Raw genomic sequence first — 26,764 nt, 5'->3', positions numbered from 1 at the left:
TTAATGAATGTTCAAGAAGTACTTACGGCCAAGGTGAAAGAAGCGGTTAACTCCATTTTTAATGCAGAACTTCCTACTGTGGAGTTTCAGCCTACACGTAAAGATTTTGAAGGTGATATTACTATTGTGGTATTTCCTATGCTTAGGGTTGTAAAGGGCAATCCAGAAGCAATTGGAAAGCAAATAGGTGCGTTTTTACAGGAGAATGTGGAAGAGGTTACTGGCTTTAATGTTGTAAAGGGTTTTTTAAATATTGTTATCAGTGATGCTTTTTATTTAGATTTTTTTACTTCAATTAAAGATGAAGTAAATTATGGTTTTGTTACTGAAAATAAAGAAGCAGTAATGGTGGAATATTCTTCGCCTAACACAAACAAACCACTTCATTTAGGACACATTAGAAACAATTTATTAGGATACTCCGTAGCTGAAATTTTAAAGGCTTCAGGAAAAAAAGTGTACAAAACCCAAATTATAAATGACCGTGGAATCCACATCTGTAAAAGTATGTTGGCTTGGCAGAAGTTTGGAAAGGGAGAAACTCCAGAAAGTACAGGTTTAAAAGGAGATAAGCTAGTTGGGAATTATTATGTGGCTTTTGATAAAGCGTATAAAGTTGAGGTTGCCAATTTAGTAGCAAATGGAACTGAGCAGAAAGTTGCAGAGAAAGAAGCTCCGTTATTGGTTGAAGCTCAGGAAATGCTTCGTAAATGGGAAGCTGGAGATGATGAGGTTGTTACCCTTTGGAAAACGATGAACGGTTGGGTTTATAAAGGTTTTGAAGAAACGTATAAAAATCTTGGAGTAGATTTTGACCAATTGTATTATGAAAGCGATACCTATTTATTAGGTAAAGATGTTGTTGCAGACGGACTCAAAAAAGGAGTGTTTTTCAAGAAAGAAGATGGCTCCGTTTGGATAGATTTAACTGACGAAGGTCTGGATGAGAAAATAGTATTGCGTTCCGATGGTACAGCAGTTTACATGACCCAAGATATTGGTACAGCCATACAACGTGTAAAAGATTATTCTGATGTAAACGGAATGGTTTATACAGTAGGGAATGAGCAAGATTACCATTTTAAAGTATTATTCTTAATTCTTAAGAAACTTGGGTTTTCATGGGCAGAACAGTTGCATCATTTAAGTTATGGCATGGTGGATTTACCAAGTGGTAAAATGAAAAGTCGGGAAGGTACAGTTGTAGATGCTGATGATTTAATCAATGACATGACCCAAACCGCTAAAGAAATCTCTGAGGAATTGGGTAAGTTAGAAGATTACTCAGACATTGAAAAGCAAGAATTATATAAAATGATAGGTCTTGGGGCGTTAAAATACTATATCTTAAAAGTAGACCCAAAAAAACGCATTCTTTTTAACCCGGAAGAATCAGTAGATTTCCAAGGAAATACAGGACCTTTTATTCAGTATACGTACGCAAGAATTCAATCAATAATTAGAAAGGCTGAAAGTGTAAATGTTGACCTCTCGACTCCGCTCGAGGCGACATTAGAGTTGCATTCAAAAGAAAAAGAGCTGCTAAAGCAAATTCAGTTATTTCCAGAAACCATTCAATTGGCGGCGGAGAATTATAGTCCGGCTTTAATTGCCAACTACACCTATGATTTGGTAAAGGAGTTCAATTCTTTTTATCAACAAGTATCCATTTTGGGAGAAACGGATGCGGCAAAGAAAATTTTGCGTGTACAACTTTCAAAGAAAGTGGGAGAAGTAATTGAGTCTGCATTTAAGTTATTGGGAATTAAGGTGCCAGAGAGGATGTAATTAAATATTTGATTACTTTCATTGTACCAACACCAACTTAATGTCAACACCTGAAATATTTGGGACTCTAGCAGTACTGTATTTTGTTTGCTATCTATCTTATATTATCTATTATGCTTTGGGCTTGTTTCATATAAACCCATTTAATAGAATAAAGCAAATAACTAGAGATGAGGAATTTTATTTAAAGAATAATTTTCCAATTTACACCAGTCTTCCTGAGAGATTCAAAGAAAAGTTTAAAAAAAGGCTGGCGTGGTTTAGAAGTCGCAAAAAGTTTGTTTTTCATGGCTCAATTGAGAAAGAAGAAGAAATAACATTATTGTTAAGTGCAACAGCGGCATTGTTAACATTGGGATTAAATAATTACCGAATGTTGCGTTCTGTTCTTAGAATTGTAATTTATCCTTCACAGTATTATTCTAGAATTAATAAACAACATCATTTAGGAGAGTATAACCCAGGATTAAAAACATTGGTTTTTTCTGCTGAAAATTTAAAAGAGGGATTTGATGTAAGCGATGATAATTTAAATTTGGCCGTACATGAATTTGCTCATGCACTTAGTTTTGAATCTTTTAATAAAAATATTTGGGAGGCCCGTAAATATAGATATGGCTTAAGAGCTATAAAAAAACTGCTTTTAGATGAAAAATTTAAAAGTAGACTGGATTCTATGAATTATTTTAGAGAGTATTCTAAAACCAATATCCACGAATTTTTTGCTGTGGCTGTAGAAAATTATGTTGAAAGTCCATCGGAGTTTAAACAGAAATTTCCAGATTTATATGATATAATTAGAAAGATGTTAAACTTTGATTTTTATGAACCTACTTGGAAATTAAGAATCAAAAACTTACTCTAAAACTTACATTGGGAGTAATGCCTAAAGAAACACTTTTTATGATTTTTAATAATTATTTATAAAGTATTTTGTGAAAGGTCTAGTGTTTTGAGTGGTACAAAAAAATATAAAATCAGAAAGATATGGTTATTCAAATTCAAAAGGGGAAAAATGCTAATGGATTGTTTTTGATTTTTTATTGTCTCACTGTTATATACTGTTTTGGACAAAGTAAAGAAAGATTTAATTTAAGTATAGAACAACAAAGTATTTTAAATTATATGCTTGAATCGGGTAAAGGAAAAAAATATATTTATGAGACAACTTATTTTGATAAAGGTTGGAGTATGTATTTTGACCAAAATCTTAATTTGATGTTTGATAAAGTTGATTTCCCAACTATAATTCAGGATGACCAATTAAGGCAGATTTTAACTCAATCGGTTCAGAAAGAGATTTGGACGAACATAATAAGACTAAAACCTATAAAACTTAATAAAAAATGGTTTGGGTCAAATGTGGTACTTTCTAAATCATTTGATAGATCTAAAGATTTTAAAAATCAAACCTTTAGGATTACAATTCCTATTATTATTGACAATATTGCAGTTTATCGGGAAGTATATGAAAACCAAGCACCGATTTATATTTTGAAAAAGGAGAATAACAAATGGGAAATAGTATATACTTTTTACGACTGGAATATCATAGAAGATTGATAGTAGAGGAAAAATAACCAGTGTTAAAAATTAATGAGAGGATGTATTCGGCAATATGGAATTAGCTATATGGTAATCAAAAACGTACCCTAAAACTTACATTGGGCGTAATGCCCAAAGAAATACTTTCCACTGTTTCAATTTGGTTGTCCTCATTTAGTCTGTAATAGGTATTTAAAATATTTTTTCTGTTTAAAAAGTTAATGATGGAGGTGCCAACCGTTGCCTTTACCTTATCACCCATTGTAAAATTATAAGTGGCAGATGCATCTGCTCTAATATAGTTTGGCAACCTATCACTATTGGGTTCTTTATAATTTATGGTATTTGGAAAAGTTGAAGTATTTATGGCTTGGTCTCCATCAAGAGGTTGTGTATAAGGTTTTCCTGTTCTATAATTTAACCCAACACCTAATTTTAGGTTTTTCAAGGTATAGATTCCTGCAAAAGTGACATGATGCCTAATGTCCAAATTGTTCGGAAAGCTATTCGGGACAATGTCCTCAAAATTATAATTGTTCACATTGTAGGTATAGCTTAACCACGTACTGTAGTGAGCTGTTTTTTTGTTGATGAGGAATTCTGCTCCCACAACATCATAGCTGCCAATTTCACCATTAAATTGATTTTCATTTTGGAAACCCTGTGTAATAGTACTTACACCAGTTACTTCTTTGTAAAAGCCCTCTAGACCAACGTATAGGCTTTTTTTATCATAATTAATGCCAATGGAAGCCTGCTTGCTTTTGGTGATGGGGATGGAATCGTTATCAGAAAGTATCCAACGGCGTTTTTCCACACCCAAAAAGTTTTGTTCCAAGTCTATTTTTTGATTGGTAGTCTGATTTTTAAATTCGCCTTGCACTTCGGTTTTAAAATTCTTGGAAAGAGAATAACTTAAATTAAATCTGGGTTCAATAATAAATTCCTTAAACGTGTTTAAATTTTCAATATAGTTAAGACGTGTACCACCTCTAAGGTTCAATTTTTCACTGGGAGAAATATAGTTCAGTTCCGAAAATGCAGAATGTGTTCTAATAACACCTTTTAAGTTGCTGTTATAAAAAGGCAATGTAACATTGGTAAAATTGGTAATGCCCACTTCATTGAACTGATAGCCATTGAGCCATTTTAGTTGCCCAGACACTTCATAGGTGGTATTCAGTTTTATAGCAGTTTCTAACACTTCATTCTTTTGTGAGAGTTGCTGTGTTTGATTTTCTAGTATGTTCTCTGCATCCAAATTATATTGCGTATAATACACATTTAACAAAGAGGAGAAATTGCGGGTCCACTGACTCTCCAAACTGCCGCCAAAAGAGACATTGGTTTGGTTAAGTGTGCTTTGTGTGGTATTATTATCATCCACTGTTTCCAGATAATCAAGGTGGTTGTTAATGTTTATAAAACTCAATCGTATTTTCTGATATTCATCAATGTCATATAATAGTTTTGCCGTAAAATCATAAAAGTAAAAGTCCTCGTCTCTTATGATATTCCTGTCTGCAGATGCGCTATTTCCTATTTTGACTTCACTATCCTGAAAAGCTTTACCAAAAAAACGGTTATATGTTGGGGTATTTATAAAGTCCGTAGTAGAACGCCTTGCGGAAAACTGAAAAGCTAAATCTTGACTTATAGGGACTTGACCATATAAATCGCCACTAATTAAATTAAAACCAGCTCCACCAAAAAAAGTGTCTTTTAACTCGTTTTTGGTTTCCATGCTAATGACGCTACTGATACCATCACCATATTGGGCACTGGTGCCATTTTTTATAATCGTTACCTTATCCGTTAAATAGGGGTTAAAAGCAGAAATCAAACCAAAAAAATGACCGGATTGGTACATTTTAATGCCATCCCAAAGAATTAGGTTTTGGTCATTGGTACCCCCACGTACGTTAATGTCAGAAACTGTTTCATCAATGCTTTTAATGCCAGGTAAGGCTTGTATGGTCTGTAAAACATCTGGCTCAATAAGACCAGGAAGAATGCCTAGTTCTTCCATATTTATTTGGATACTGGCATCTGCTTGTTTGGAAAGTCCTGTAGTTAAAAATTCATAAAGAATAACCTCGTCCAATAGCTCATAACTAAGACCTAGCGGAATGGATATACAGGGGTTTTGTGCCGTTAATTCCGAAGCACTAATATATTTGGTTTTGTATCCAATATGACGAATACGAATGGTTGCGTCTTGTGGTATGTTTTCTAAAGAGAATTTACCATCAAAATCGGTCAGAATGGCAATATCGCTATCTAAAACTTCAATGGTTGCCCCGCTTTGTAAAAGATTTTTGTAGTTATCCTGTACCTGTCCGCAAATAGTAACTGTATTGTTTTTAAAAAGAGAATAATAACGATTGTTTATTTTTTGGATCTTAAGTTGAGTCTGGTTTTTAATGTCGTCCAATAAAACCTCAAGAGCTTCACCTTTTGGTTTGTTGATGGAAATGGGTTGAATATCATCATCAACAAAGGAAAATTTAACGTTATACTCCTTTTCCAATTCTTGTAAGTAAGCAACAAGATTAATGGGTACAGTTGATGTTTCCTGTGCTCTACCAATGAAAATGGTAAGAAAGAAAAACAAGCATAAAAGACAGCTTATGTATTTACTGTGCGTTTTCCGCATAGAAGAGTACTTTATTCCCCTCTAATTTAAACTTTATTTGAGAGGGAACACTAATACTTTCTAACGCTAATTCTGCGTCGGTGTTGCTAAAAGTGCCTGTAAATAATTTATTTACATCTATATTTTCTGTTTCAACCACAATATTATGCTGTCTTTCAAATTCATCTAGCACATAGTACAATGGAGTACTTTTAAATGTACTTTCTTTATTTATCCAAGATGGTTGTGTGTTTTTTTGAACTTCAGCATTCATTATTTTTCCATTGATAACTACAAAAGAATTACCAGCTGGTAGTTTGGTTTCTTTACCATTATATGTTACACTTACCAAGCCTTCATAACAAGAAACCTCAAAATATCCTCTTCTATTTTCTACATTAAATTGAGTCCCCATAACGGCTACCAAACCATCCTCTGTGGCTACGGTAAAACGTTTTCCTTTGGCAACTTTAAAGAAAGCTTCCCCTTCTAAAGAAACATTACGTTCTTTATCCCATTTCTTTTCACTATAAGAAACTTTAGAGTCTGCATTAAGTGCAATTTGTGAATTGTCTGGTAAAATAACCTGTGTGTTTTCTGCATATTGCGTAGTAACAGTTTCATCAAGAGAGTTTATGTAAAAATAGGAACTAACAGCAATAACCGCTACAGCTGCTGCAATTCTCATGAACTTTCTAATAGGGTTCAATTGCACCACTTTAACATCTTTGTTATAGTTGGTGACTTTAAAGTCGTTCATGGCCTTTTCAACATTAAATTCCGGAGCCTCCATAGTTTTAGAAACTTCGGCCAATCTCTTATAAGAAGCATACTCATCGGATTTTTTAAAATCCTCTAGCTCTTTCCCAGAGATTTCATTGTTAAGCCATTTTGCTAAATAATTTTCTTGCATGATTTCTATGCTTTACATCTTTATAACAACTAAGAAATAAAATACCCTACTTTATAATTTATTTTTTTTTCCAACTTCCAACAGTGATTATATTCCATCAATCTGCTCTCTTAAACTTTTTAATGCCAAATGCATTCGTTTTTCTATAGCCTTTATACTTACACCTTCCATTTCTGCAATCTCTGCATATTTTTTTCCATCAATCCTATTCAATAAAAAAGTGGTTCGTTGGTTTTCTGGTAAACTGTTGAGTGCCCTATCCAGTTTTTCTTGATATTCTTTTTCTTCCAATAAAAATTCTGGGGATTCATTTGTGCGGTCATTAGATGTATCCGCATACTTCATTCGCACCTTTTCTGCCTTTAATACATTAAGGTATAAATTATTGGCAACCGTATAAACATAGGATTTTGCTTTTTCTGGTGCAACCTTGGCACAATTCTCCCAAAGCTTTACAAAAGCTTCCTGTACAGCATCATAAGCCTTTTCTTCATTACCAAACTTATAATATATGTAATTAAAAATCGTTTTGGAATTAGTTTCAAAGAGCGAGCTAAATACCTTCTCTTCACATACGTTGTCCATCTTATTACTATTCACTTAGTTGGTTTTTTCAAAGATATTTTAAAAAAAATTAAAAATGTGGTAGGGTATTTTAAAAGTTAGTTGTTTTATAACCATACGAACAAAAAAAATTCCAAATCGTTATGAAAAAGTTTATTAGTTACTTAATGTTTACTGCCTTATTTACTGTGGCACTTAGTTTTACATCTTGTCAAGAAGAAATAGAGCCATTGCCAAATGGTGATGAGCAAGAAACCATATCTGCCAGTTCTTCTACTGCGTTGCTTATGGAAAAAACATCTTCTAATGATGGTTCCTATGATAATATTGTAGATGGTACCAGTTGTTTTGCTGTTCAATTCCCTTATACTGTTGAGGTAAATGGACTGGAACTTACAATTGATTCTATTGAAGATTTAAGATTGATAGAAGAGGTTATTGATTCTGCTGATACAGATGAAGATATTTTGGAAATTATATTCCCAATTACTATTACTTCTGCAAACTTTGATGAAATCGTAATCAATAATAAAGAAGATTTGCGTGAGATTGCTAAAGAATGTAAAGAAGGTGGAGACGATGATGATATAGAATGTATAGACTTTGTATACCCAATTACATTGTACACGTTTGATGCCAATTTGGAAAAAACAGGTAGTGTAACTGTAAATAGCGATATGGAGTTAAGAAGATTTTTCCATGAAAGAGGAGAAAATGATTTAATCAGTATAGATTTTCCTGTAACGTTGGCTCTTTATGATGGAACTGAAGTTGTAGTGAATACGAATGCTGAATTGGCTCATGCTATTGAAACTGCAAAAGATGCTTGTGATGAGGATGATGACAATGACCATAATGATGATGATTTTACCCAAGAACGTTTAAATGAGTACTTGGTAAAATGCCCATGGTTAGTTCATGAAGTAAAGAGAAATGATCAGGAGCAAACGGAGCAGTATATAGACTATGTAATGAACTTTAGAGAAGACGGAAGTGTTCTAGTTAAAGATAGAGAAGGAAACACTTTGGAAGGAGAATGGAGCACTAGAGTTGGCGAACATAGAATACACTTGAACTTAGAGTTTAGTGAATTGGTTGACTTTACTTTAGAATGGGCTGTTTATGAGCTTGGAGAAGGTAAAATTAAATTGTACGCTGGTGATGGTGATAAGATAATTATGCACAAGGGCTGTGACATAGATAATTTACCAAATACAGATACTTTAAGAGAAATCTTAAAAGGGTGTAGCTGGGTAATCAAAAAAGTGTACAACCAAAATCAGGAAGTAGAGAGATTGTTAGGTTATGAGTTTAAATTTATGGGTGAAGGTGTGGTAACATTGAGCAATGGTACAACTACTTCAGAAGGAACTTGGGAAATAACAACAAATGAAGAAGGTGTGCTTGTAATGGCTATTACAATGGGATCTGAGCCAGGTGTAAGTTTTGAATGGCCGTTGAGAGATTTAGATGACAAGCGTTTGAAGTTTGAAGTTGATGGATGGGAGTTGATTCTTTTAAGAAATTGTGAAAACGACCATATGGATGGTGACCTTATGGAAATCAGAAACATCATGATGGGTGGTGATTGGATGGTGGCCAACTATACAGATGGAGATATGGATAATACAGATGATTTTGAAGGATATGATTTTTCTTTCTCTGCTGAGCATAAAGTTACGGTATCTACAAACGCCGACCCATTATTGGATGGTATCTGGAGAGCAGTTAGAGATAGTGATGGAAAACTACAGGTGTATTTAAATTTTGGTGTTGATATGGAGCCATTTAACGAACTTACAGATGATTGGGATTTAGTTTCAATTACAAGTGATAGAATAGAGCTTAAAAGTGTAAGTGGTGGAGATGGTTCAGTAGAAATATTGGTTTTCGAAAAATAATTAGCCTTTTTTGCCCTCAATCTTGATAAAGAGCATCCATTTATGAATGGGTGCTCTTTTGTTTTTGCATATTTCCATAGTCAAACTTCCCACTTCCCATTGTTATTATTAAATTTGCCTTTCCCTTTAATAATGGAAGATTATGTTTGATAATTTAAGCGAAAAGCTAGATAAAGCCCTTCACGTCCTCAAAGGACATGGTCAGATTACCGAAATTAACGTTGCTGAAACGGTTAAAGAAGTAAGGAGAGCTTTATTGGATGCCGATGTCAACTTTAAAATAGCTAAGGAGTTCACTAATAGAGTTAGAGAAAAAGCATTGGGTCAAAATGTATTGACCTCTTTGCAACCTGGACAATTAATGGTGAAAATCGTTAAAGATGAGCTTACCGAGTTAATGGGAGGCGATGCTGAAGGAATAGACCTATCTGGTAATCCTTCAATAATTTTAATGTCTGGTCTTCAAGGTTCTGGTAAAACAACATTTTCTGGAAAGCTTGCCAAATATCTAAAAACAAAGAAATCCAAGAAGCCTTTATTGGTAGCTTGTGATGTCTACAGGCCTGCCGCGATAGATCAATTACATATCGTAGGTGAACAGGTAGATGTTGAGGTGTATTCAGACAAAGGAAATAGTGACCCAGTGGCGATTGCAAAGGCAGGTATCGCTCACGCTAAATCTTTAGGATGTAATGTGGTGATTATAGATACTGCTGGGCGTTTGGCAGTGGACGAGGAGATGATGGATGAGATTGCCAATATCCACAAAGCCATAACTCCCCAAGAAACATTGTTTGTGGTGGACGCCATGACAGGTCAAGATGCTGTAAATACGGCTAAAGCTTTTAATGATATCTTGAATTTTGATGGGGTAATCCTTACCAAATTGGATGGTGATACCCGTGGTGGTGCGGCCATATCGATTAAATCGGTTGTAGATAAGCCCATTAAATTTATTGGAACTGGTGAAAAGATGGAGGCCATAGATGTCTTTCACCCATCCCGTATGGCTGACCGTATTTTGGGAATGGGGGATGTTATTTCTCTTGTTGAAAGAGCTCAGGAACAGTTTGATGAAGAGGAAGCCCGAAAAATCCAAAAGAAAATTGCCAAGAATAAATTTGGTTTTGACGACTTTTTAAGTCAGATACAGCAAATTAAGAAGATGGGCAACATGAAGGATTTAATGGGAATGATTCCTGGTGCCGGAAAAGCCTTAAAAGGATTGGATATTGATGATGATGCCTTTAAACATATTGAAGCCATTATCCATTCTATGACACCAGAAGAACGCTCAACTCCTTCTAAATTGGATGCTAGTAGAAAAAAGAGAATTGCAAAAGGTAGTGGTAGAACAATACAAGAAGTAAATCAACTTTTAAAACAGTTTGACCAAATGGGCAAGATGATGAAAATGATGCAAGGGGGCGGAGGTAAAAAAATGATGCAGATGATGCAGAATATGAAATAATTTTAAAACCAAAAACTATCATCTACCAACTAGAAACTAACTGAGGAAATGGAAATACTAGACGGAAAAAAAATATCGAACCAAATCAAAGAAGAAATTGCCGTTGAGGTGGCAAAAATGAAAGAAAAAGGAGAGAAAGTACCTCATTTGGCAGCTGTAATAGTTGGGAATGATGGAGCCAGTCTTACCTATGTGGGGAGCAAAGTAAGGTCTTGTGAAAGAGTTGGTTTTGAATCTACTCTAATTAAAATGCCTGCTACTACAAGTGAGGTTGAGTTGCTGAATAAAATAGAAGAACTTAATAATGATGATGAAATAGATGGTTTTATAGTACAGTTACCTTTACCTCCTCAAATAGATACACAAAAGGTGATTTTAGCTGTTGATCCGGATAAGGATGTGGATGGTTTTCATCCAACAAATTTTGGTAAAATGGCTTTGGACATGAGTACATTTATTCCTGCTACTCCTTTTGGTATTTTAGAGTTGTTGGAGAGATACAATGTGGAGACCCAAGGAAAACATACAGTTGTTATAGGAAGAAGCCATATTGTGGGTAGACCCATGAGTATTTTAATGGGTAGAAAAGGCTGGCCGGGAAACTCCACGGTAACATTAACCCATAGCCGAACTAAAAACATTACGCAAATAATTTCTCAGGCTGATATTGTTATTTCTGCGTTGGGAGTACCCCATTTTTTAAAGGCAGAAATGGTAAAGGATGATGCAGTTGTAATAGATGTTGGTATTACCCGTGTTCCAGATGAAACAAAGGAAAGAGGATATTACCTAACTGGTGATGTGGATTTTGAAAATGTTAGTAAAAAGGCATCTTATATAACCCCTGTTCCAGGTGGTGTAGGTCCAATGACAATTGCCATGCTCTTAAAAAACACACTTTTGGCAAGAGAACGTCACAGAAGTAAAAAGTGATAGACTTTAGTTTATAGAATCTTTTACTATTTCTTGTTCGTCATCTGGATTAAGCACATCTATATCTTCAGAGCCTTCGTCATTGGTGCAACTAGCATAAATCAATGATAGTAATACAATTGATATAATAGAGAGAACCTTTTTCATGATCAGTAATTTAATAGGTTTTTGTATCTAACGTATATTTTTATAACGTTTGTAATTCTTTTTTCTTGTAAATTACTAGTGTAATGAAAGAACAGAACTTTATAGGGATTGAACCTGTTTTACCTTCATCAGATATAAGAAGGGATGTAGCTTGGTATACAAAGAATGTTGGTTTTAATATTATTTCTGCGGATACAATGTATGCCGTACTAAGAAGAGACAATCTATGCATTCATTTGCAGTGGCATGGGGGCACAGAGGGTGACCCACTTTTGGGAGGTTCCGTCATAAAAATCTTTGTGAAGGATATAGATTCTATTTTTAATGAATTTGTTGAAAGTGGATTTATAGCAAAAGATAAATTGAGAGTAGGGACACCGTGGAATACCAATGAATTTGGTTTTTATGATTTAAACAATAATGCTATATTTTTTGTTGAAGATTTATAGTTAAAATAGCTAGGTTAAACAATATCTCTATTTAGACAGGCTAAAAAAATGGGAAAACAATCCTACGGATTAAATTTATCTACTAGCTTTCCTAGTAAAAATTCTACACTTTGGTTTATAAAATTATTGAAAGAGTATCTAAATTATTGTTTTTAATGGACCGTATATTGGAATAGATATTTAGAAGTAATTATGAAATTCTTAAAATAATTCATTTGACAATCGATTGCGAAAACTTATTTCTTAATGAATCATATAAAAAATTGATTTATATTTACCTGCGGCAAAATTATCTTGTTTTTGCTTTAAATAAGTTATTACAGTTTAACTAACTAAAAATGAACCCATGAGTACCAATAATCAAAAGCTTTCAATTGGCGAAAAAATAGGATATAGTTTAGGCGATTTAGCGGCAAACTTGGTCTTCCAGACCTTAGTAACCTATTTGGCCTTCTTTTACACTGATATTTATGGACTTGAGGCTAACCATGCTTCAGCAATTATTTTAATTGTTGGGTTGATTGCCGCATTTGGTTTTAATCCAATTGTTGGGGCCATAGCGGATAGAACCCATAGTAAATGGGGAAAGTTTAGACCATGGATTTTATGGACTGCCGTGCCGCTTGGTGTAGTTTCTTTGCTGGCATTTAGTACGCCAGATTTTGAGTATAAGGGAAAAGTTATTTATGCTGTAGTTACTTATACATTATTGTTGCTCTTATATGCTGCCAATAACCTTCCTTATTCTGCATTAAGTGGGGTTATCACAGGAGATATGAAAGAGCGTAATAGTATTTCTGCATATCGTTTTGTAGCGGTAATGTTTGCACAGTTTTTTGTTCAAGTATTTATGTTGCCCATAATTGAATCTGCAGGAGGAGGAGATAAGGCAGTAGGAATAGAAATTGTAATGACTTGGTTGGCTATTATCGGTACTATTATGTTATTGATAACATTCTTTACAACCAAAGAGCGTATTGTTCCAAAACCAGAGCAAAAATCCAGTGTTAAAGAAGATTTAGGAGATTTGTTTAAGAACAAGCCTTGGGTAATAATGCTGGTACTTACCATATTGGTATTTGTGACCTTGGCCATGAAGGGTGGTTCCTATGTTTATTATTTTGAAAATTACGTGAATGCAGAAAGATTGACTGTTTTTATTCAACCAATACTTGATTCTCTATCTGCCATTGGCGTTAATTTTTTTGGAGATAATCCTGTTTCTGCCGGTTTCGGATTGTTCAATGCTGGGGGCATTATTTTTATGATAGTTGGAATATCGCTTTCAAAGAAATTAGCAGATAAATATGGAAAGCGGGATGTTTTTAGAATAGCATTGTTTATTTCTACCCTTTTTATAATCTTTTTCTACTTTTTTAAAGATACATCAGTGGAACTAATGTTTGTTTCCCAAATATTACATGGATTCTTTTATGGTATTACTATTCCATTATTATGGGCTATGATAGCAGATGTGGCAGATTATTCTGAATGGAAAAACAACCGTCGTGCCACTGCAATTATTTTTTCGGCCATGATGGTAGGTTTAAAAGGAGGTCTAAGTATTGGTAGTGCGTTGGTATCGGGTATACTAGGGCTATACAACTATGTTCCCAATGCCGAATCACAGGCAGAAAGTGCCATTAACGGTACAAAACTGTTAGTGAGCATATATCCTGCAATTCCTTTTCTTATCGGAGTTGGGCTGTTATTTTTCTATGAAATAAACAAGAAAATGGAAGTTAAAATTGAGTCGGACCTTAAAGAAAGAAGAGTCGCTTAATACAAATAATAGTTATAAAAGAATAAAATAAAAGTCATGCCAGAAGAAGCAATAGACCACATTGATTTTGATGATTTAAATAAAAGAGCCATTTCGCAACCATTGGTAAAGCATATTTATACTGCGGATCCATCGGCACATTATTTTAATGGCAAAATATATATATACCCTTCACATGATGTAGATGCGGGTGAAGCATTTGATGATTTAGGAAGTCATTTTGCAATGGAGGATTATCACGTACTTTCTATGGATAGTGTAAGTGGTGAGACAGTAGATAATGGTGTTGCCTTGCACATGGATGATGTTCCATGGGTAAAGCAACAAATGTGGGCACCAGATGCAGCACATAAAAACGGAAAATATTATTTGTATTTTCCAGCAAAAGCTCACGACGGAATATTTAGAATAGGGGTTGCAGTTAGTGATTCCCCTGTAGGGCCTTTTACACCACAACCTGAGGCCATAAAGGGCAGTTTCTCAATAGATCCTGCAGTTTTTGAAGACGAGGATGGGAGCTACTATATGTATTTTGGAGGTCTTTGGGGTGGACAATTGCAACGTTGGAGAACGGGAACATTTAATGCCGATCAACCAGAAAGCCCAACTGCCCATATACCAGCTGATGATGAACCAGCATTATTGCCATTTGTCGCTAAAATGACAGATAATTTATTGGAATTTGATGAAAAACCTAAAGAGATTCAAATTTTAGATGAAAATGGGGATTTACTTTTAGCAGGAGATAATGACCGTAGATTTTTTGAAGCAGCCTGGATGCATAAGTACAATGGGAAATATTATTTTTCTTATTCAACAGGAGATACACACTTTATATGCTATGCAGTAGGGGATAATCCTTATGGACCATTTACTTATGGTGGACGCATTCTTAATCCAGTTGTGGGTTGGACATCCCACCATTCAGTTTGCGAAATAGAAGGTAAGTGGTACTTGTTTTATCATGATTCCTCCTTGTCAAAAGGGGTAACACATCTTCGTTCTGTTAAAGTAGCTGAGATTACATATCGAGAAGATGGCTCTATTATAACTTTGGATCCTTATCGAGATTAAATTTATTATTTGGCAAACAATTGACCCATATCCTTAAAAGATTTAAACTCTAGCGCATTTCCTGCTGGGTCCAGAAAGAACATAGTAGCTTGTTCTCCCACTTCACCTTTAAAACGAATGTAGGGTTCTATAATAAATTCAATATTTTTTGATTGAAGTGTTTTTGAAAAATCTTGAAAAACCTCCCATGGCAGCACTACGCCAAAATGTGGCACGGGTACATTTTTACCATCTACAGGATTAGTATGCAGTTCTTCTTCTGTTTTGGGCTTGTAGTGTATGACCAATTGGTGCCCAAAAAAATTAAAATCTACCCAATGGTCACTACTACGACCCTCTTCACATTCCAGTGTTTCCCTGTAAAAAGTTCTACATTCATTTAAATTATGCACGGGAATGGCCAAATGAAAGGGAGAAATGGAAGATGCTGACATAAAAGTACTTTTAATAAAAATACTTCTTTTTTATGATTTTAAAAACGTAATAATTTGATTGTTTACTTCTTCTTGATGCATGGAATGGCCTAATCCTTTGGTTTTTAGGAAAGTACTGTTTTTCCAATTGGCATGTACTTTTTCTGAAGCATGAAAGGGTGCAACCTTATCCAATTCGTCATGAACAACTAATCCCTTTTTAACATTGCTTTGTGCAAATTTTGCTGTTGAAAACCAATCCACATTAAAACCAAATCGTTCCATAAAATAATCGTCTAAGGCCTTTTCTACTTTACTGTTATATCTTAATGTGATTTTGTACTGATTCATTAATTCTGACAAGTCTGATGGAGAACCAATAGTTACAATTTTATCAATAGTAGAATCTGGATATTTATATTGATTATAGAGAGCATTCATTCCACCAATAGAATGAGCAATAAGATGTTGTGGTTTATATTTTTCAATAAAATACTGAGTACATTCCGTATATAAAGGAACATTTAATTCTTTGCCAGTTGAGTAACCATGTGCAGGGGCATCAAAGGCAATAATACTATAATCAGCTTCCTTGAGCTTGGTTATAAGGTTTCTCCACCTAAATGTATTGCTTTCCCAGCCATGTAGTAAAAGGACTGTATCTTTTTTCCCTGCCCATTTATAAGATTGTATTTTATGTCCTAGAACTTCATGAGTTTTATCCTTTGCTGCTTCTAAATACTCTTCTTGGTGTGGTAGAACTTTTCCTTTTCGTACGGTGCAAAATAGACTAAAAGCTTTTTCAGCCGTTTTTTGTTCAGAAAAAATGGCAGTACTATTAAAATAAGCTCCGTATGCTAGGGGAATGTATTTGTTGAGTATTTTTTTCATTTTTAAAAGTAGGTAACTTTATGTAACTTGCTCTTTATTATATATCAAAAATAAACATTCGTATTAAATAAAAAAGACGTTTCTAAACGCAAAGTTGGTATGGAAGTAGAAACTATTACTGATTATCAGAAGGTTAAGGTTGCAAAAAAAATAAAAAAAATGTTTGGACATATTAACCCTAGAACATCTATGGATTTGTGCCCCATACGAGATATTATGGCTTTGGCATCAGATAAATGGAGTATATTAATTTTTTTATACTTGGGTTATTTTCCAGTGCTTCGCTTTAATGAACTCAAAAAAAAAGTATATGGAATATCCAACAAAGTATTGAGCGAACGTTTAAAAACGTTGGAAAGGGATGGCTATCTTTCTAGGAAAATGTATCCAGAGGTGCCTATTAGGGTTGAATATCAACTAACAAACTTTGGCCATTCATACCTTCAAAAACTACTAGATTTAACCGAATGGGTAGACATTTATAAGGATACTATTAGCGAAAATAGATTAAAATACGAAGGGTCATAAAGTTAAAACCCTCGGTAAAAGCCAAGGGTTTTCAATAATATATTAACACTATTCTACAGTTCCAGAGTTGGTAACAAAAGCAACATATTTGCTATCTGGTGACCAACTTGGCACGTTAATGGTTCCTTGCCCTCCATATACATACCCTAGTATTTTTGGTTCCCCACCTTCAATAGGCATTATTCTAAGTAAACAATGCTGATAGAAAGGATGCTGATCAGAGTCTATTGTATTTGGAAAAGATATCATGAAGATTTGCTTTTGGTCTGGTGAAACGTGTGGAAACCAATCATAATGCTCTTTATTAAAAGTCATTTGGGTTTGGTCCTTTCCGTTGGCTTTCATTCGCCATATTTGCATGGCACCAGTGCGGTCAGAATTAAAATAAATATACTTTCCATCGGAAGAATATTCGGAACCATCATCTAATGTAGACAAATTGGTCAATTGCTTTTCTTCACCTGTTTCCACATCTACCTCATAAATATCATATTGATTTTTTCTATTAGCAGTAAAAATCATTTTTTTATCATCTGGCGACCATCCATGAAGATAGGAAGCCCCAACACCATCTTTAGTCACTTTTGTTGGATTGTCACTTCCTTCAATTGGTAAATAGTAAATGGATGAAGTACCTCCATCGTCTGCATTATGATGACTGATTGCAATTTTACTTGCGTCAGCATTTAATATATGGTCATTGTTGTTATTATTAGCAAAACCAGTATTTAGCATAGATACTTTACCACTTGTCAAATCATACTTGTACAATACACCGTTGGAGTTGTAAATAAGTGTTTTCCCATCTGGAGTCCAGTTAGGAGCCTGAATACTATGAGCAGAACTCATCAATATTTTTCTGTCCCCAGTTTCAACATTCATAATCTCTAAGTGACTGCCAATATAATCCCGGTATGGCTGATAATCCTCTGGTGTTGGCTTTATAATCCTAACATTTTTGAATATGGCTTTTTCTACAACATCAGGATTGTGGGAACATATTGATAACCCAACAAAAACCTCATTCCTTAAATCCATTTCCACTTCTACACTAGTAAAAGTTTCACCAAATTTAGCAGTGCTCATGATGTAAGTATTTCCTCTACGTTCCAGTTGCACAACATCAGAACCAGCTGCCGGCGACTCCACTTGCTCTGTTTCCCCACCAATTGTTCTTCTATATTGTAATGATGTCAATCCGTCTCCATGAATGGTGGCATTTACATGTTTCCCATTTGAATGAAAATTATCTCTAACGGTCCATCCAATTTTTCTATGTGGATCCACACCCTCACCTACAAAGGACATTTGTGCTCTAAGGATGAAGTCTCCTTGTATGGATTTCCATAGATAATGGAACTCATCTTCTGCGGCCCACATATTGGTTCCCGAACCTGTTAAAGTGTATTGTTGTGACTCAGAATTATATGTGGCAGAGCCTTCATGCTTTACATTTCCTATATCGTGGTGATTTTCAAAAATCCCTACTTGTTGTGCTTGTGTCATGGTCATGGTTAGTAGAATGGTATATATAAAGACTGAAGTATTTTTAAAAGTAACTTTCATTTTAAATATTTTTTGGTTGGTGGAAATATGATATTATTACGAAATCGATTTCGAATATATCGAAAACTAAATTTTAATGTAGAAAAATTAAGTTTTGTTTAACAGAAAAGTCAATCTTTTACATTGTTCCAAATATCCAGGTACATTTTCCAATCCGCACCTATTTTTTTCCAAATAATTACATATTTCCCTTTCCAACTTATTTCAGTTTTGTCCTTCCTCAAAGTTGTTCCATTGTAATACCCGTAGTCATAGGCAATATCCCCAACAATATTAATTTCACTGGGAATAGATTGATGATTTAGGATTTTAACACCTTCTGGAAGCACCCACCTTTTCTTTATGAGTTCGTGACCTTCAATAATTTGTGTATTGTTAGGAAATATTTTTGCATCAGGGGTATATATATTGGTCATTGTTTCATAATCACCATCCATATAGGCTTTTGAAAAAGATTTGGAAGCGGAAATTATTTTCTCTTTTTCAGAACTAAAAACTTCAGGTCTTGTACAATTTATTTTCCATGTAGGGTACACTATGGATTTATCTTTGGATACCCACTCGCCAACCCAATTATATCCTTTTTTAGATATTTCTGAAAAGGTAAGTCTGTAATAACCTTCTGCACCATTTGGAGCTTTTTGTTCATTGTACAATACAATCTTTCCATCTTCAGATTTATTTCCCTCCCAGACTGGCAATTTAGCCGTTGGTGCACCAGAACTATAGTAGTGAACATACCATTTTGTACTGTCAGGAATAAATTGCCTAATACTGCCAGAGTGTTTACCATCTGCTTTTAGAGTCTCATCCTGGATTCCCATTCCATTCATAATATACTTAAAACGCCATAGCATGTCCACGGGTTCGGCCCACGTTTGATCTGCTTTTCTAGCAGTGGATTTACAGTTGCACTCACCAATCAAAGGGGCAAAATCCAATAATTCTTGTGGTGCCTCTGGATTGGGGAGCCCAAAAGGATGTTCAATGGATGGTTCATAATCATATTGGGAAAAACCAAAGAAACTAGTTAGAAATAGAGATAAAAATATGACTGATTTTTTCATAAGGGTATAGCTTTGTCATAAATGAATTAAAAGTGCCGCATCAGATTTTGAAATTAAGAATTAATTAATTCTATTAATTTTTGCAATGACTGCTCAATAAATTTTCAATTTCCTGAATTTCTTCATCAGATTCAGCTCGTTTTTTAGCTTTATTAAAGTCTTTACAGGCGGCTTCCGTATCACTTAGCTTTATTTTTAAAAGACCTCGGTGCAGAAATGCTTCAAAGTTTTGGGAATTAAGTTTTATGGACTTATTTAAATCTTCCATTGCCTCTGTGAATTTTCCGGTTTTATAATAAATATAACCTCTTTCGGCGTATTTGTAACCTTTATTATCTGCTCCCAATTCTTTATCCACTCCAGGCGCAAAAAGTAAATCCAGATATTTCATTGCTTTTTCATACTCACCTTTCTTAGCATATAATCTTGCAATATTCCCATTGGCAAAATTATTGTTGGGGTGTATTTCCAAAGCTTTTTTTAAATATTTTTCTGCATTTTCATAATCTTTTCGCCTAATATATACACTGCCTAAGTTATTAAGAGCTCCAGTATTGTTATTATCAAACTCAAAACTCATTAAAAAATGTGCTATGGCTTTATCATCCTCGTAAGAGCTTTTATATATACCTCCTTTTAAATTATACAATTCTGATACTTTCTTTAAGTCTTTTGTATTGCAATATTTAATTGCATCATCAATATCGGTAAGAGCTTTACTATATCTTTTTAATTTTAAGTGTAAATATGCCCTGTATTGATAATGGTTGAAATTATTTTGTTCCCTTTGAATTGCTTGATTCACGTATAATAATTCTTGCTGAATATTTTGGGATTTCAGAGAAATGGTAGTGAGCAATAAGAGAAATAATAATTTGTATTTCATAAAGTTCAAAATGTTACTCCCAACCTACCATTAAGTACTTAATTGCTGCGTCATCTGGTATTTGCACAGCATCTATGTTAGAAACACCATATCTAAGACTAGATGGTAATTCTTGCTTGTCTATTGTAAAATAAACTGGGCTGTCTTTAATCAAAATAACAAGGTTATTAATAGATGTAATTATTTTTTGGATAGTGTATTTATCCTTAATATTCTTAAACGTACTATTGAGACCTATTCCGTTTTCGGATACAAACCTAGAATCGTAGATTCTTATATTTTCAATAGTTGGAATACTGTCTTTATTAGGTGTGAGAGTCAGCAAATGTTTGCCTCCCTTTTCATAGATAAGTATTTTTTTAGTTGATGTGCCTACACTTATGGATGTTGTATCTTGTACAATGGAGTCCATGACATAAATAGTTTCCAAATCACTAACTAATGAAGTTTTATTGAGTTTTCCCACACTATCACTAGTAATTAAAAATGTGGTGTCTTTTTCTTTTTGGCATTTTGTGAAGAGAGAGGCTATTACAGCAATTCCAATTATATATTTTATTTTCATATCAATTTTTAACGAATAACTTTCTTTAAGACTCCCAAAACCCCTCTAATAAAAGTAGCGCTTGTCAAAACTTTTACCACAGGATTCATACGAGTGCTTTTTCTTGTGCTTTTTCTTCTTGTAGTAGTACTTCTACTTTTTTCTTTTTCAGCTTCTTTTTCAGCCTTGTCTATTTTTTCATTTAAAATTTCATAGGCACTTTCCCTATCAATGGTTTCATTGTATTTTTTTACCATTTTAGAGCTGGTAATAACATCTTTTAACTCACCATCCGTAAGAACATCCATTCTACTCATAGGAGCTCGTAGCATTGTTGCTGCTAGGGGAGTAGGTCTTCCTTTTTCGTCCAGAGCAGAAATTAAAGCTTCTCCTATTCCCAATGAAGTCAATACTTCCTTTGTATCATAATATTCCGAATCTGGATAGTTTTCGGCCGTTAGTTTTATTGCTTTTCTATCTTTCGCAGTAAAAGCTCTAAGAGCGTGCTGTACTTTTAAACCTAATTGCGCTAGGACATCATCAGGGACATCGGTCGGGTTCTGTGTTACAAAGTAAAGGCCAATTCCTTTAGAACGAATCAATTTAACAATACTTTCTATTTGATTTAACAAAGCTTTAGATGCTTCCTTAAAAATAAGATGTGCTTCATCTATAAAAAGAATCAATTCTGGTCTATCACTATCCCCTTGCTCTGGAAAAGTAGAATAGATTTCTGCCAACAGGCTCAACATAAAAGTGGAAAACAATTTTGGTCTATCTTGTATATCAGTCAATCTAATAATATTGATGTATCCTCTACCATTTTCATCAATACGAGTGAGGTCATCTACTTCAAAGGATTTCTCTCCAAAAAATAAATCTGCTCCTTGTTGTTCTAATTCTATAATTTTTCTAAGAATGGTTCCCGTAGAACTTGTAGATACACGCCCATAACTTTCTTGAAACTCCTTTTTCCCTTCACCAGTGGCATATTGCAATACTTTTTTAAAATCCTTTAAATCCAATAATGGTAGTTTGTTGTCATCGCAATACTTAAAAACAACGGCCACAATACCTTCTTGTGTTACTGTAAGGTCCAGAATTCTTGATAAAAGGACAGGTCCAAATTCTGAAACTGTTGCACGTAATTTTACTCCATCTTGTTCCGATAGGGAAAGAATTTCTACTGGAAAGCTTTTTGGTTCAAATGGCAAGCCAATTTTCTCATGGCGTTCATCAATTTTGGCATGTCCAGGGCTAGGCTGGGCAATACCACTTAAATCTCCTTTTAAGTCCATTAACAAAATAGGAATTCCCTTATCAGAAAGGTTCTCTGCCAGTACCTGTAAAGTTTTTGTTTTACCTGTTCCAGTGGCACCAGCAATCAATCCATGCCTATTCAGCGTTTTTAGAGGTACCTTAACATGGGCACCTGTTACGGTTTCTCCATCTAACATGGCTGCTCCCATGGTGATAAAATCACCCTTTGTTGTATATCCTTTTTCTATATGCGCAAAGAACTCTTCTTTGGAACTCATCTGGTAAATTTTTTTGATAAAAATAAGGGATTTTTAATTCAAGGGAAAATGGATGTTAATTTAAAAAAGGATATAAAAAAAGCCCATCTTATATTGATGGGCTTTCTACTAGAAATTAAAAAGTGTTAATCTATAACTTGCACGTTTACCGCGTTTAATCCTTTTTTTCCTTGTGTAAGTTCAAATTCTACTACATCACCTTCGCGAATTTCATCCACTAAACCAGAGATGTGTACAAAATGTTCTTTGTCTGAACCTTCTTCTGTTATAAACCCGAATCCTTTAGAATCGTTGAAGAATTTTACTGTTCCTTTACTCATTATAAAAATTTAAAATATTAATTACCATATGTATTACAAGTATGATGCCACAAATAATAATTCTTGTCTTTTAGGATAAAAGTTAACTCATATCGAAACCTTATCTTTGCTCCATGGTAAAAAATGAGGTGTTGACATTGGTTGATAAAGGAGAAATGCTTCCGCTTATGGAGGAGTTCTATACAATCCAAGGAGAGGGTTATCATAAAGGAACAGCTGCCTATTTTATCCGAATAGGTGGTTGCGATGTAGGTTGTCATTGGTGTGATGTTAAAGAAAGCTGGAATGCAGAAACGCATCCTCCCACTGCCATAGAAAATATTGCCGAAAACGCTGCAAAATATTCTGACACCATTGTGGTTACAGGCGGCGAACCTTTAACATGGAACATGCTTCCTTTAACCCAAGCATTAAAAGAGAGAAACCTGCAAACCCATATAGAAACCTCTGGGGCTTATCCATTAACTGGAACATGGGACTGGATTTGTTTGTCTCCCAAAAAGAATAAATTACCTGTTGCGCCTATATATGATTATGCCCACGAACTAAAAGTAATAGTGTATAATAAGCACGACCTTATCTTTGCTGAAGAGCAAGCTGCACTAACCAATAAAGACTGCATTTTATATCTGCAACCAGAGTGGAGTGTTAGTGATAAAGTGGTTCCCATGATTGTGGATTATGTGATGAAAAACCCTAAATGGAAAGTCTCTCTGCAGACCCATAAATATTTGAATATCCCTTAATCTATTTACAATAGTTAATAGAAATTATTTTCCGCCATTGGACTGCAAATCCAAAATACATTCTGCATCCAAATCAACAGCAGCCATACTTTTAGAAGTTTTATGTTCTAACATTTTCAAGACACTATTTCCGCTTAAAGAACAACCTGAAGCAATGGCACCATTAGTGGTTTTATTGGAGAGCCCATTCTTGCCTATTAGACCACCAAATTGAAGTTCTGCACGCATTAGGCAACCTTCAACATTACAATGGTTTGCTGCATCTGGGTCTTCATGGTCATTTATTGGCGTAGTGCCCAAATCAACAAGACCAAACAAATGTCCAAATTCATGGTTTAAAGTAGCAGTTTCCACATCGGCTGTAGTTATAGCAAGACTTCTACCTGCTAAAGATTTTATGGTTTTTTCATAAATGACCATAGATGTATTTCGGTATACTGCACCAAGGGTTACTAAACCCTCTTCCTCATCATCATCTTCAGAAGGTGCATCAGCAAAATAGATATAAATAGCCAATGTTTTTCCAGTATTATAAGCAGTCCTATTTTCTTTTTCCAAATCATCTACCTCTTGTAGTGTCAATGTTTCTTCATCTGGGCTATCCAACTGTTTGTATTGGATGCTGATATTCTGCTTAAAAGTTCTTTCAGATAAAAAAGCAACAAACGCATCCATTGCCTCTGCTGTAGGTCTAAAACCTTCTACATAGGCCGCCTCAATTAGTAAATCATCAAAATTAGCATTGCCTAAAATGTCACTTGCGGATGCTCCAGTTGCCAATAGATTGGCAGATTTATCAATTGTTTCGATATCTGGAGGGTTAGTACCCCCATCATCTGTGGTGCTTTTAGAGCAATTTATAAGAAGAATTGAGAATAAAATAAATAATACTTGACTATACTTTTTCATGCTGCAATTTTATTTTGTTTATATAAAACGAGCGTACCCGTTTTCTATTGTTTTGTTCTTGTGAGCCTTGCCAAATAATCATAATGGTCTCCCTCGCTTATTAATTCACATTTAAAGCCATTAGCCAAAGCCGCTCTTTGCAATGTATTATAATCCAAATACAACCAAGAAAAAGATTCTCCTTTCTTTCCTTTATATTCCATTATAAACTCAACTTCACCATAATAATTTCCATTGTCTGGAACCCAATAACCCCCATCATCTTCCTCATCAAACATATAGATGATATCACTGGAATCCAATAATATCTGTCCATTGGACTTCAACAACAATTTTAAATGAGTAAAAAAGACATTCAAATTAGTTAGTTTGCCAACAATTCCAATACCATTCATTAGCATAAGAAGTGTATCAAATTTCATTCCATTGTAATCATAGATATTAGAATGCACGGTTTTTTTTATCCCACGTTGTTTGCACACTTCAATGGCTCCTGGAGAGGAATCCAATGCAGTAACATTGCTACCTTTTTCTTGTAAATAAAGACTATGACTGCCAGAACCACATCCAACATCAAGAATGCTTCCTTTGCACAATTTTAATGCTCTTTGCTCCAATACCGGCATTTTATCAAATGGTCTAAAAAAATAGGGAATCGGAATTTTATCTTCTTCGTCCAGTGATGAATAAGTGATAATATCCTCTGTATAGTTGTTAGATTGATAATCCAAAAGAGCTTCGCCAATGATATCTTGAGCCATCTTACAAATTTGGGACTTTTCTTTTTAAGTTTGCAGTGGGATGGAAGAAGAGTTGCAACAATTGTCAAAAAAGGCAAAAGAAAAACATGCAGAGAACAAAAAGTTCTTTACAAGACTAAAACGTAAACCACCCAAAAATTTAGATTATTTAATGCAGGAATTACATGAATCTGAATTTGAACATACTGATTGTCTAACATGTGCCAACTGCTGTAAAACTACAGGACCTTTGTTTACGAATGCAGATGTGGAACGTATTTCTAAGCATTTTAAATTAAAACCTCAAAAGTTTATTGAGAACTATTTAAAGGTTGATGAAGATAACGATTATGTATTGCAACAAGTACCTTGTGCTTTTTTGGGAATAGATAATTATTGTTCCATTTATGATGTAAGACCAAAGGCGTGTAGGGAGTTTCCACATACAGATAGGAAGAAATTTCAACAAATAAGTAACCTTACTTTAAAGAATGTAGCAATATGCCCAGCAGCTTACAATATTGTTGAGGAAATGAAAAAAAGAATTCAATAATCCAAAAATCATTATTTTTAAGCATGGAACAGCTTATACAATATTTTGCAAATATTCCATCACCACATAGAGCTTTGATTGTGATTGGTGGTCTAACTTTTTTTTGGTTGCTGGAGGGAGGTATTCCTCTTTTTAAGTTCAATTATAAAAAATGGAAGCATGCGTTGCCCAATATATTTTTTACCATTACGACAATTCTAATAAATTTTACCTTGGCATTTTTACTGTTGAATACCAGTGATTGGGTGGTTGCTAATAATTTTGGAATTATAAACTGGATACCTGGTCTGCCATTTTGGGCATATGTTATTTTGGGAGTATTATTTCTGGACTTTTTTGGGGCATACTTGTCTCATTTTGTTGAGCATAAGGTAAAACCTCTATGGATGGTGCATTTGGTACACCATACGGATCATAAAGTTGATACGACTACGGCGAATAGACATCATCCTTTAGAAAGTGTTATTCGGTTTGCATTTACACTTTTAGGCGTATTCGTAGTTGGAACTCCCATTGGTATTGTAATGCTCTACCAGTCTCTGTCATTGGTTGCTACGCAGTTTAGCCATGCAAATATAAAAATGCCAAAAAAAGTGGATAAAGCGCTGAGTTATATTTTGGTTTCACCAGATATGCACAAAGTACACCACCATTATAAATTACCCTATACGGACAGTAATTATGGGAATATTTTCTCTATTTGGGATAGGATTTTTGGTACGTATATGGAGTTAAATAGAGAAGCAATTGTGTACGGTGTAGATACATTTTATGATGAGGAAGCTAATGGAAAAATAGATGTCTTATTAAAACAACCTTTTCATAAGTATAGAAAACCGACTACGGAATACTAATCTAAT

27 protein-coding genes are annotated in these 26,764 nt (G+C 34.4%); 13 read left to right on the top strand and 14 right to left on the bottom strand.

Annotated features, from left to right (window positions below):
- Positions 1–3 precede the first annotated feature (3 nt).
- From argS to AC000W_RS09760, 3 genes are all read left to right on the top strand, one after another.
- Positions 4–1,788: an arginine--tRNA ligase gene (argS, locus tag AC000W_RS09770; RefSeq protein ID WP_474747923.1), complete on the top strand. Its 1,785-nt coding sequence runs from the start codon at positions 4–6 to the stop codon at positions 1,786–1,788.
- Between the two features lie 40 nt (positions 1,789–1,828).
- Complete coding sequence (locus AC000W_RS09765; RefSeq protein WP_474747921.1) at positions 1,829–2,653, top strand: zinc-dependent peptidase; 825 nt, start codon at positions 1,829–1,831, stop codon at positions 2,651–2,653.
- Between the two features lie 122 nt (positions 2,654–2,775).
- Positions 2,776–3,351: a hypothetical protein gene (locus AC000W_RS09760; RefSeq protein ID WP_474747920.1), complete on the top strand. Its 576-nt coding sequence runs from the start codon at positions 2,776–2,778 to the stop codon at positions 3,349–3,351.
- Between the two features lie 76 nt (positions 3,352–3,427).
- On the opposite strand, the gene AC000W_RS09755 is transcribed toward AC000W_RS09760, so the two are convergent.
- From AC000W_RS09755 to AC000W_RS09745, 3 genes are all read right to left on the bottom strand, one after another.
- Complete coding sequence (locus AC000W_RS09755) at positions 3,428–5,989, bottom strand: TonB-dependent receptor (RefSeq protein WP_474747918.1); 2,562 nt, start codon at positions 5,987–5,989, stop codon at positions 3,428–3,430.
- The gene (locus AC000W_RS09750) at positions 5,970–6,881 is read right to left on the bottom strand and encodes a FecR family protein (protein ID WP_474747917.1); all 912 of its coding nucleotides are present in this window, start codon (positions 6,879–6,881) and stop codon (positions 5,970–5,972) included. The genes AC000W_RS09755 and AC000W_RS09750 overlap by 20 nt, the downstream gene beginning before the upstream one ends.
- A gap of 87 nt (positions 6,882–6,968) precedes the next feature.
- Entirely contained in the window at positions 6,969–7,466 is a 498-nt protein-coding gene (locus tag AC000W_RS09745; protein WP_474747966.1) for an RNA polymerase sigma factor, read from the bottom strand.
- Between the two features lie 122 nt (positions 7,467–7,588).
- Here AC000W_RS09745 and AC000W_RS09740 point away from each other — a divergent pair, with 122 nt between their 5' ends.
- The 3 genes from AC000W_RS09740 (at position 7,589) to AC000W_RS09730 (ending at position 11,750) form a co-directional block, all read left to right on the top strand.
- Complete coding sequence (locus AC000W_RS09740; protein WP_474747916.1) at positions 7,589–9,346, top strand: hypothetical protein; 1,758 nt, start codon at positions 7,589–7,591, stop codon at positions 9,344–9,346.
- A 142-nt stretch (positions 9,347–9,488) separates the two neighbouring features.
- Complete coding sequence (ffh, locus tag AC000W_RS09735; RefSeq protein WP_474747914.1) at positions 9,489–10,817, top strand: signal recognition particle protein; 1,329 nt, start codon at positions 9,489–9,491, stop codon at positions 10,815–10,817.
- 48 nt (positions 10,818–10,865) lie between these two features.
- Complete coding sequence (locus AC000W_RS09730; protein ID WP_474747913.1) at positions 10,866–11,750, top strand: bifunctional 5,10-methylenetetrahydrofolate dehydrogenase/5,10-methenyltetrahydrofolate cyclohydrolase; 885 nt, start codon at positions 10,866–10,868, stop codon at positions 11,748–11,750.
- A gap of 6 nt (positions 11,751–11,756) precedes the next feature.
- Here the strand turns inward: AC000W_RS09730 and AC000W_RS09725 are convergent, their stop codons facing one another.
- Positions 11,757–11,897 carry a hypothetical protein gene (locus AC000W_RS09725; RefSeq protein WP_474747911.1) on the bottom strand — a complete coding sequence of 47 codons (141 nt, stop codon included), beginning with the start codon at positions 11,895–11,897 and terminating at the stop codon, positions 11,757–11,759.
- An 83-nt stretch (positions 11,898–11,980) separates the two neighbouring features.
- On the opposite strand from AC000W_RS09725, the gene AC000W_RS09720 reads away from it, so the two are divergent.
- The 3 genes from AC000W_RS09720 (at position 11,981) to AC000W_RS09710 (ending at position 15,203) form a co-directional block, all read left to right on the top strand.
- The gene (locus AC000W_RS09720) at positions 11,981–12,346 is read left to right on the top strand and encodes a VOC family protein (protein WP_474747910.1); all 366 of its coding nucleotides are present in this window, start codon (positions 11,981–11,983) and stop codon (positions 12,344–12,346) included.
- A 346-nt stretch (positions 12,347–12,692) separates the two neighbouring features.
- The gene (locus AC000W_RS09715) at positions 12,693–14,129 is read left to right on the top strand and encodes an MFS transporter (RefSeq protein WP_474747909.1); all 1,437 of its coding nucleotides are present in this window, start codon (positions 12,693–12,695) and stop codon (positions 14,127–14,129) included.
- A gap of 36 nt (positions 14,130–14,165) precedes the next feature.
- Positions 14,166–15,203 carry a glycoside hydrolase family 43 protein gene (locus AC000W_RS09710; RefSeq protein WP_474747907.1) on the top strand — a complete coding sequence of 346 codons (1,038 nt, stop codon included), beginning with the start codon at positions 14,166–14,168 and terminating at the stop codon, positions 15,201–15,203.
- 5 nt (positions 15,204–15,208) lie between these two features.
- On the opposite strand, the gene AC000W_RS09705 is transcribed toward AC000W_RS09710, so the two are convergent.
- Together AC000W_RS09705 and AC000W_RS09700 are read right to left on the bottom strand one after the other, a co-directional pair.
- Positions 15,209–15,637, bottom strand: coding sequence for a VOC family protein (locus AC000W_RS09705; protein ID WP_474747906.1), 429 nt, complete (start codon positions 15,635–15,637; stop codon positions 15,209–15,211).
- A gap of 30 nt (positions 15,638–15,667) precedes the next feature.
- Positions 15,668–16,507, bottom strand: coding sequence for an alpha/beta fold hydrolase (locus AC000W_RS09700; RefSeq protein ID WP_474747905.1), 840 nt, complete (start codon positions 16,505–16,507; stop codon positions 15,668–15,670).
- Between the two features lie 99 nt (positions 16,508–16,606).
- Between AC000W_RS09700 and AC000W_RS09695 the strand changes: the two genes are divergently transcribed.
- Positions 16,607–17,035 carry a winged helix-turn-helix transcriptional regulator gene (locus AC000W_RS09695; RefSeq protein ID WP_474747904.1) on the top strand — a complete coding sequence of 143 codons (429 nt, stop codon included), beginning with the start codon at positions 16,607–16,609 and terminating at the stop codon, positions 17,033–17,035.
- 48 nt (positions 17,036–17,083) lie between these two features.
- On the opposite strand, the gene AC000W_RS09690 is transcribed toward AC000W_RS09695, so the two are convergent.
- The 6 genes from AC000W_RS09690 to AC000W_RS09665 all read right to left on the bottom strand — a co-directional run bounded on the left by AC000W_RS09690 (position 17,084) and on the right by AC000W_RS09665 (position 22,956).
- Entirely contained in the window at positions 17,084–18,601 is a 1,518-nt protein-coding gene (locus AC000W_RS09690; protein ID WP_474747902.1) for a TolB family protein, read from the bottom strand.
- Positions 18,602–18,711: 110 nt separating this feature from the next.
- Positions 18,712–19,668: a YybH family protein gene (locus AC000W_RS09685; RefSeq protein ID WP_474747901.1), complete on the bottom strand. Its 957-nt coding sequence runs from the start codon at positions 19,666–19,668 to the stop codon at positions 18,712–18,714.
- A 73-nt stretch (positions 19,669–19,741) separates the two neighbouring features.
- The gene (locus AC000W_RS09680; RefSeq protein ID WP_474747899.1) at positions 19,742–20,554 is read right to left on the bottom strand and encodes a tetratricopeptide repeat protein; all 813 of its coding nucleotides are present in this window, start codon (positions 20,552–20,554) and stop codon (positions 19,742–19,744) included.
- Between the two features lie 13 nt (positions 20,555–20,567).
- A complete protein-coding gene (locus AC000W_RS09675; RefSeq protein ID WP_474747898.1) occupies positions 20,568–21,119 on the bottom strand; it encodes a hypothetical protein in 552 nt (183 codons plus the stop codon).
- Positions 21,120–21,127: 8 nt separating this feature from the next.
- Entirely contained in the window at positions 21,128–22,636 is a 1,509-nt protein-coding gene (locus AC000W_RS09670) for a helicase HerA-like domain-containing protein (RefSeq protein ID WP_474747897.1), read from the bottom strand.
- Between the two features lie 125 nt (positions 22,637–22,761).
- Complete coding sequence (locus tag AC000W_RS09665; RefSeq protein WP_474747895.1) at positions 22,762–22,956, bottom strand: cold-shock protein; 195 nt, start codon at positions 22,954–22,956, stop codon at positions 22,762–22,764.
- A 113-nt stretch (positions 22,957–23,069) separates the two neighbouring features.
- Between AC000W_RS09665 and AC000W_RS09660 the strand changes: the two genes are divergently transcribed.
- Complete coding sequence (locus AC000W_RS09660; RefSeq protein WP_474747894.1) at positions 23,070–23,702, top strand: 7-carboxy-7-deazaguanine synthase QueE; 633 nt, start codon at positions 23,070–23,072, stop codon at positions 23,700–23,702.
- A 24-nt stretch (positions 23,703–23,726) separates the two neighbouring features.
- On the opposite strand, the gene AC000W_RS09655 is transcribed toward AC000W_RS09660, so the two are convergent.
- Both AC000W_RS09655 and AC000W_RS09650 read right to left on the bottom strand, forming a co-directional pair.
- A complete protein-coding gene (locus AC000W_RS09655) occupies positions 23,727–24,611 on the bottom strand; it encodes a hypothetical protein (protein WP_474747892.1) in 885 nt (294 codons plus the stop codon).
- 44 nt (positions 24,612–24,655) lie between these two features.
- Positions 24,656–25,372, bottom strand: a complete 717-nt coding sequence (locus AC000W_RS09650; protein WP_474747891.1) for a class I SAM-dependent methyltransferase — start codon at positions 25,370–25,372, stop codon at positions 24,656–24,658.
- Positions 25,373–25,412: 40 nt separating this feature from the next.
- Between AC000W_RS09650 and AC000W_RS09645 the strand changes: the two genes are divergently transcribed.
- Both AC000W_RS09645 and AC000W_RS09640 read left to right on the top strand, forming a co-directional pair.
- On the top strand, positions 25,413–25,904 hold the full coding sequence (locus AC000W_RS09645; protein WP_474747889.1) for a YkgJ family cysteine cluster protein: 492 nt from the start codon (positions 25,413–25,415) through the stop codon (positions 25,902–25,904).
- Between the two features lie 23 nt (positions 25,905–25,927).
- Positions 25,928–26,758 carry a sterol desaturase family protein gene (locus AC000W_RS09640; RefSeq protein ID WP_474747888.1) on the top strand — a complete coding sequence of 277 codons (831 nt, stop codon included), beginning with the start codon at positions 25,928–25,930 and terminating at the stop codon, positions 26,756–26,758.
- Positions 26,759–26,764: the final 6 nt, after the last annotated feature.

It is taken from the genome of Saonia sp., from assembly GCF_056326165.1.
This window is presented reverse-complemented; position numbering and strand designations above follow the sequence as displayed.

What these genes read in the sequence shown, in the direction of transcription:
- AC000W_RS09675 (WP_474747898.1), bottom strand. Translation starts at nt 21,119, where the DNA reads ATGAAAATAAAATATATAATTGGAATTGCTGTAATAGCCTCTCTCTTC.
- AC000W_RS09720 (WP_474747910.1), top strand. Translation starts at nt 11,981, where the DNA reads ATGAAAGAACAGAACTTTATAGGGATTGAACCTGTTTTACCTTCATCA.
- AC000W_RS09650 (WP_474747891.1), bottom strand. Translation starts at nt 25,372, where the DNA reads ATGGCTCAAGATATCATTGGCGAAGCTCTTTTGGATTATCAATCTAAC.
- AC000W_RS09670 (WP_474747897.1), bottom strand. Translation starts at nt 22,636, where the DNA reads ATGAGTTCCAAAGAAGAGTTCTTTGCGCATATAGAAAAAGGATATACA.
- AC000W_RS09750 (WP_474747917.1), bottom strand. Translation starts at nt 6,881, where the DNA reads ATGCAAGAAAATTATTTAGCAAAATGGCTTAACAATGAAATCTCTGGG.
- AC000W_RS09730 (WP_474747913.1), top strand. Translation starts at nt 10,866, where the DNA reads ATGGAAATACTAGACGGAAAAAAAATATCGAACCAAATCAAAGAAGAA.
- AC000W_RS09665 (WP_474747895.1), bottom strand. Translation starts at nt 22,956, where the DNA reads ATGAGTAAAGGAACAGTAAAATTCTTCAACGATTCTAAAGGATTCGGG.
- AC000W_RS09690 (WP_474747902.1), bottom strand. Translation starts at nt 18,601, where the DNA reads ATGAAAGTTACTTTTAAAAATACTTCAGTCTTTATATATACCATTCTA.
- AC000W_RS09760 (WP_474747920.1), top strand. Translation starts at nt 2,776, where the DNA reads ATGGTTATTCAAATTCAAAAGGGGAAAAATGCTAATGGATTGTTTTTG.
- AC000W_RS09755 (WP_474747918.1), bottom strand. Translation starts at nt 5,989, where the DNA reads ATGCGGAAAACGCACAGTAAATACATAAGCTGTCTTTTATGCTTGTTT.
- AC000W_RS09745 (WP_474747966.1), bottom strand. Translation starts at nt 7,466, where the DNA reads ATGGACAACGTATGTGAAGAGAAGGTATTTAGCTCGCTCTTTGAAACT.
- AC000W_RS09645 (WP_474747889.1), top strand. Translation starts at nt 25,413, where the DNA reads ATGGAAGAAGAGTTGCAACAATTGTCAAAAAAGGCAAAAGAAAAACAT.
- AC000W_RS09725 (WP_474747911.1), bottom strand. Translation starts at nt 11,897, where the DNA reads ATGAAAAAGGTTCTCTCTATTATATCAATTGTATTACTATCATTGATT.
- AC000W_RS09695 (WP_474747904.1), top strand. Translation starts at nt 16,607, where the DNA reads ATGGAAGTAGAAACTATTACTGATTATCAGAAGGTTAAGGTTGCAAAA.
- AC000W_RS09765 (WP_474747921.1), top strand. Translation starts at nt 1,829, where the DNA reads ATGTCAACACCTGAAATATTTGGGACTCTAGCAGTACTGTATTTTGTT.
- AC000W_RS09740 (WP_474747916.1), top strand. Translation starts at nt 7,589, where the DNA reads ATGAAAAAGTTTATTAGTTACTTAATGTTTACTGCCTTATTTACTGTG.
- AC000W_RS09715 (WP_474747909.1), top strand. Translation starts at nt 12,693, where the DNA reads ATGAGTACCAATAATCAAAAGCTTTCAATTGGCGAAAAAATAGGATAT.
- AC000W_RS09685 (WP_474747901.1), bottom strand. Translation starts at nt 19,668, where the DNA reads ATGAAAAAATCAGTCATATTTTTATCTCTATTTCTAACTAGTTTCTTT.
- AC000W_RS09710 (WP_474747907.1), top strand. Translation starts at nt 14,166, where the DNA reads ATGCCAGAAGAAGCAATAGACCACATTGATTTTGATGATTTAAATAAA.
- AC000W_RS09640 (WP_474747888.1), top strand. Translation starts at nt 25,928, where the DNA reads ATGGAACAGCTTATACAATATTTTGCAAATATTCCATCACCACATAGA.
- AC000W_RS09680 (WP_474747899.1), bottom strand. Translation starts at nt 20,554, where the DNA reads ATGAAATACAAATTATTATTTCTCTTATTGCTCACTACCATTTCTCTG.
- ffh (WP_474747914.1), top strand. Translation starts at nt 9,489, where the DNA reads ATGTTTGATAATTTAAGCGAAAAGCTAGATAAAGCCCTTCACGTCCTC.
- AC000W_RS09700 (WP_474747905.1), bottom strand. Translation starts at nt 16,507, where the DNA reads ATGAAAAAAATACTCAACAAATACATTCCCCTAGCATACGGAGCTTAT.
- argS (WP_474747923.1), top strand. Translation starts at nt 4, where the DNA reads ATGAATGTTCAAGAAGTACTTACGGCCAAGGTGAAAGAAGCGGTTAAC.
- AC000W_RS09705 (WP_474747906.1), bottom strand. Translation starts at nt 15,637, where the DNA reads ATGTCAGCATCTTCCATTTCTCCCTTTCATTTGGCCATTCCCGTGCAT.
- AC000W_RS09660 (WP_474747894.1), top strand. Translation starts at nt 23,070, where the DNA reads ATGGTAAAAAATGAGGTGTTGACATTGGTTGATAAAGGAGAAATGCTT.
- AC000W_RS09655 (WP_474747892.1), bottom strand. Translation starts at nt 24,611, where the DNA reads ATGAAAAAGTATAGTCAAGTATTATTTATTTTATTCTCAATTCTTCTT.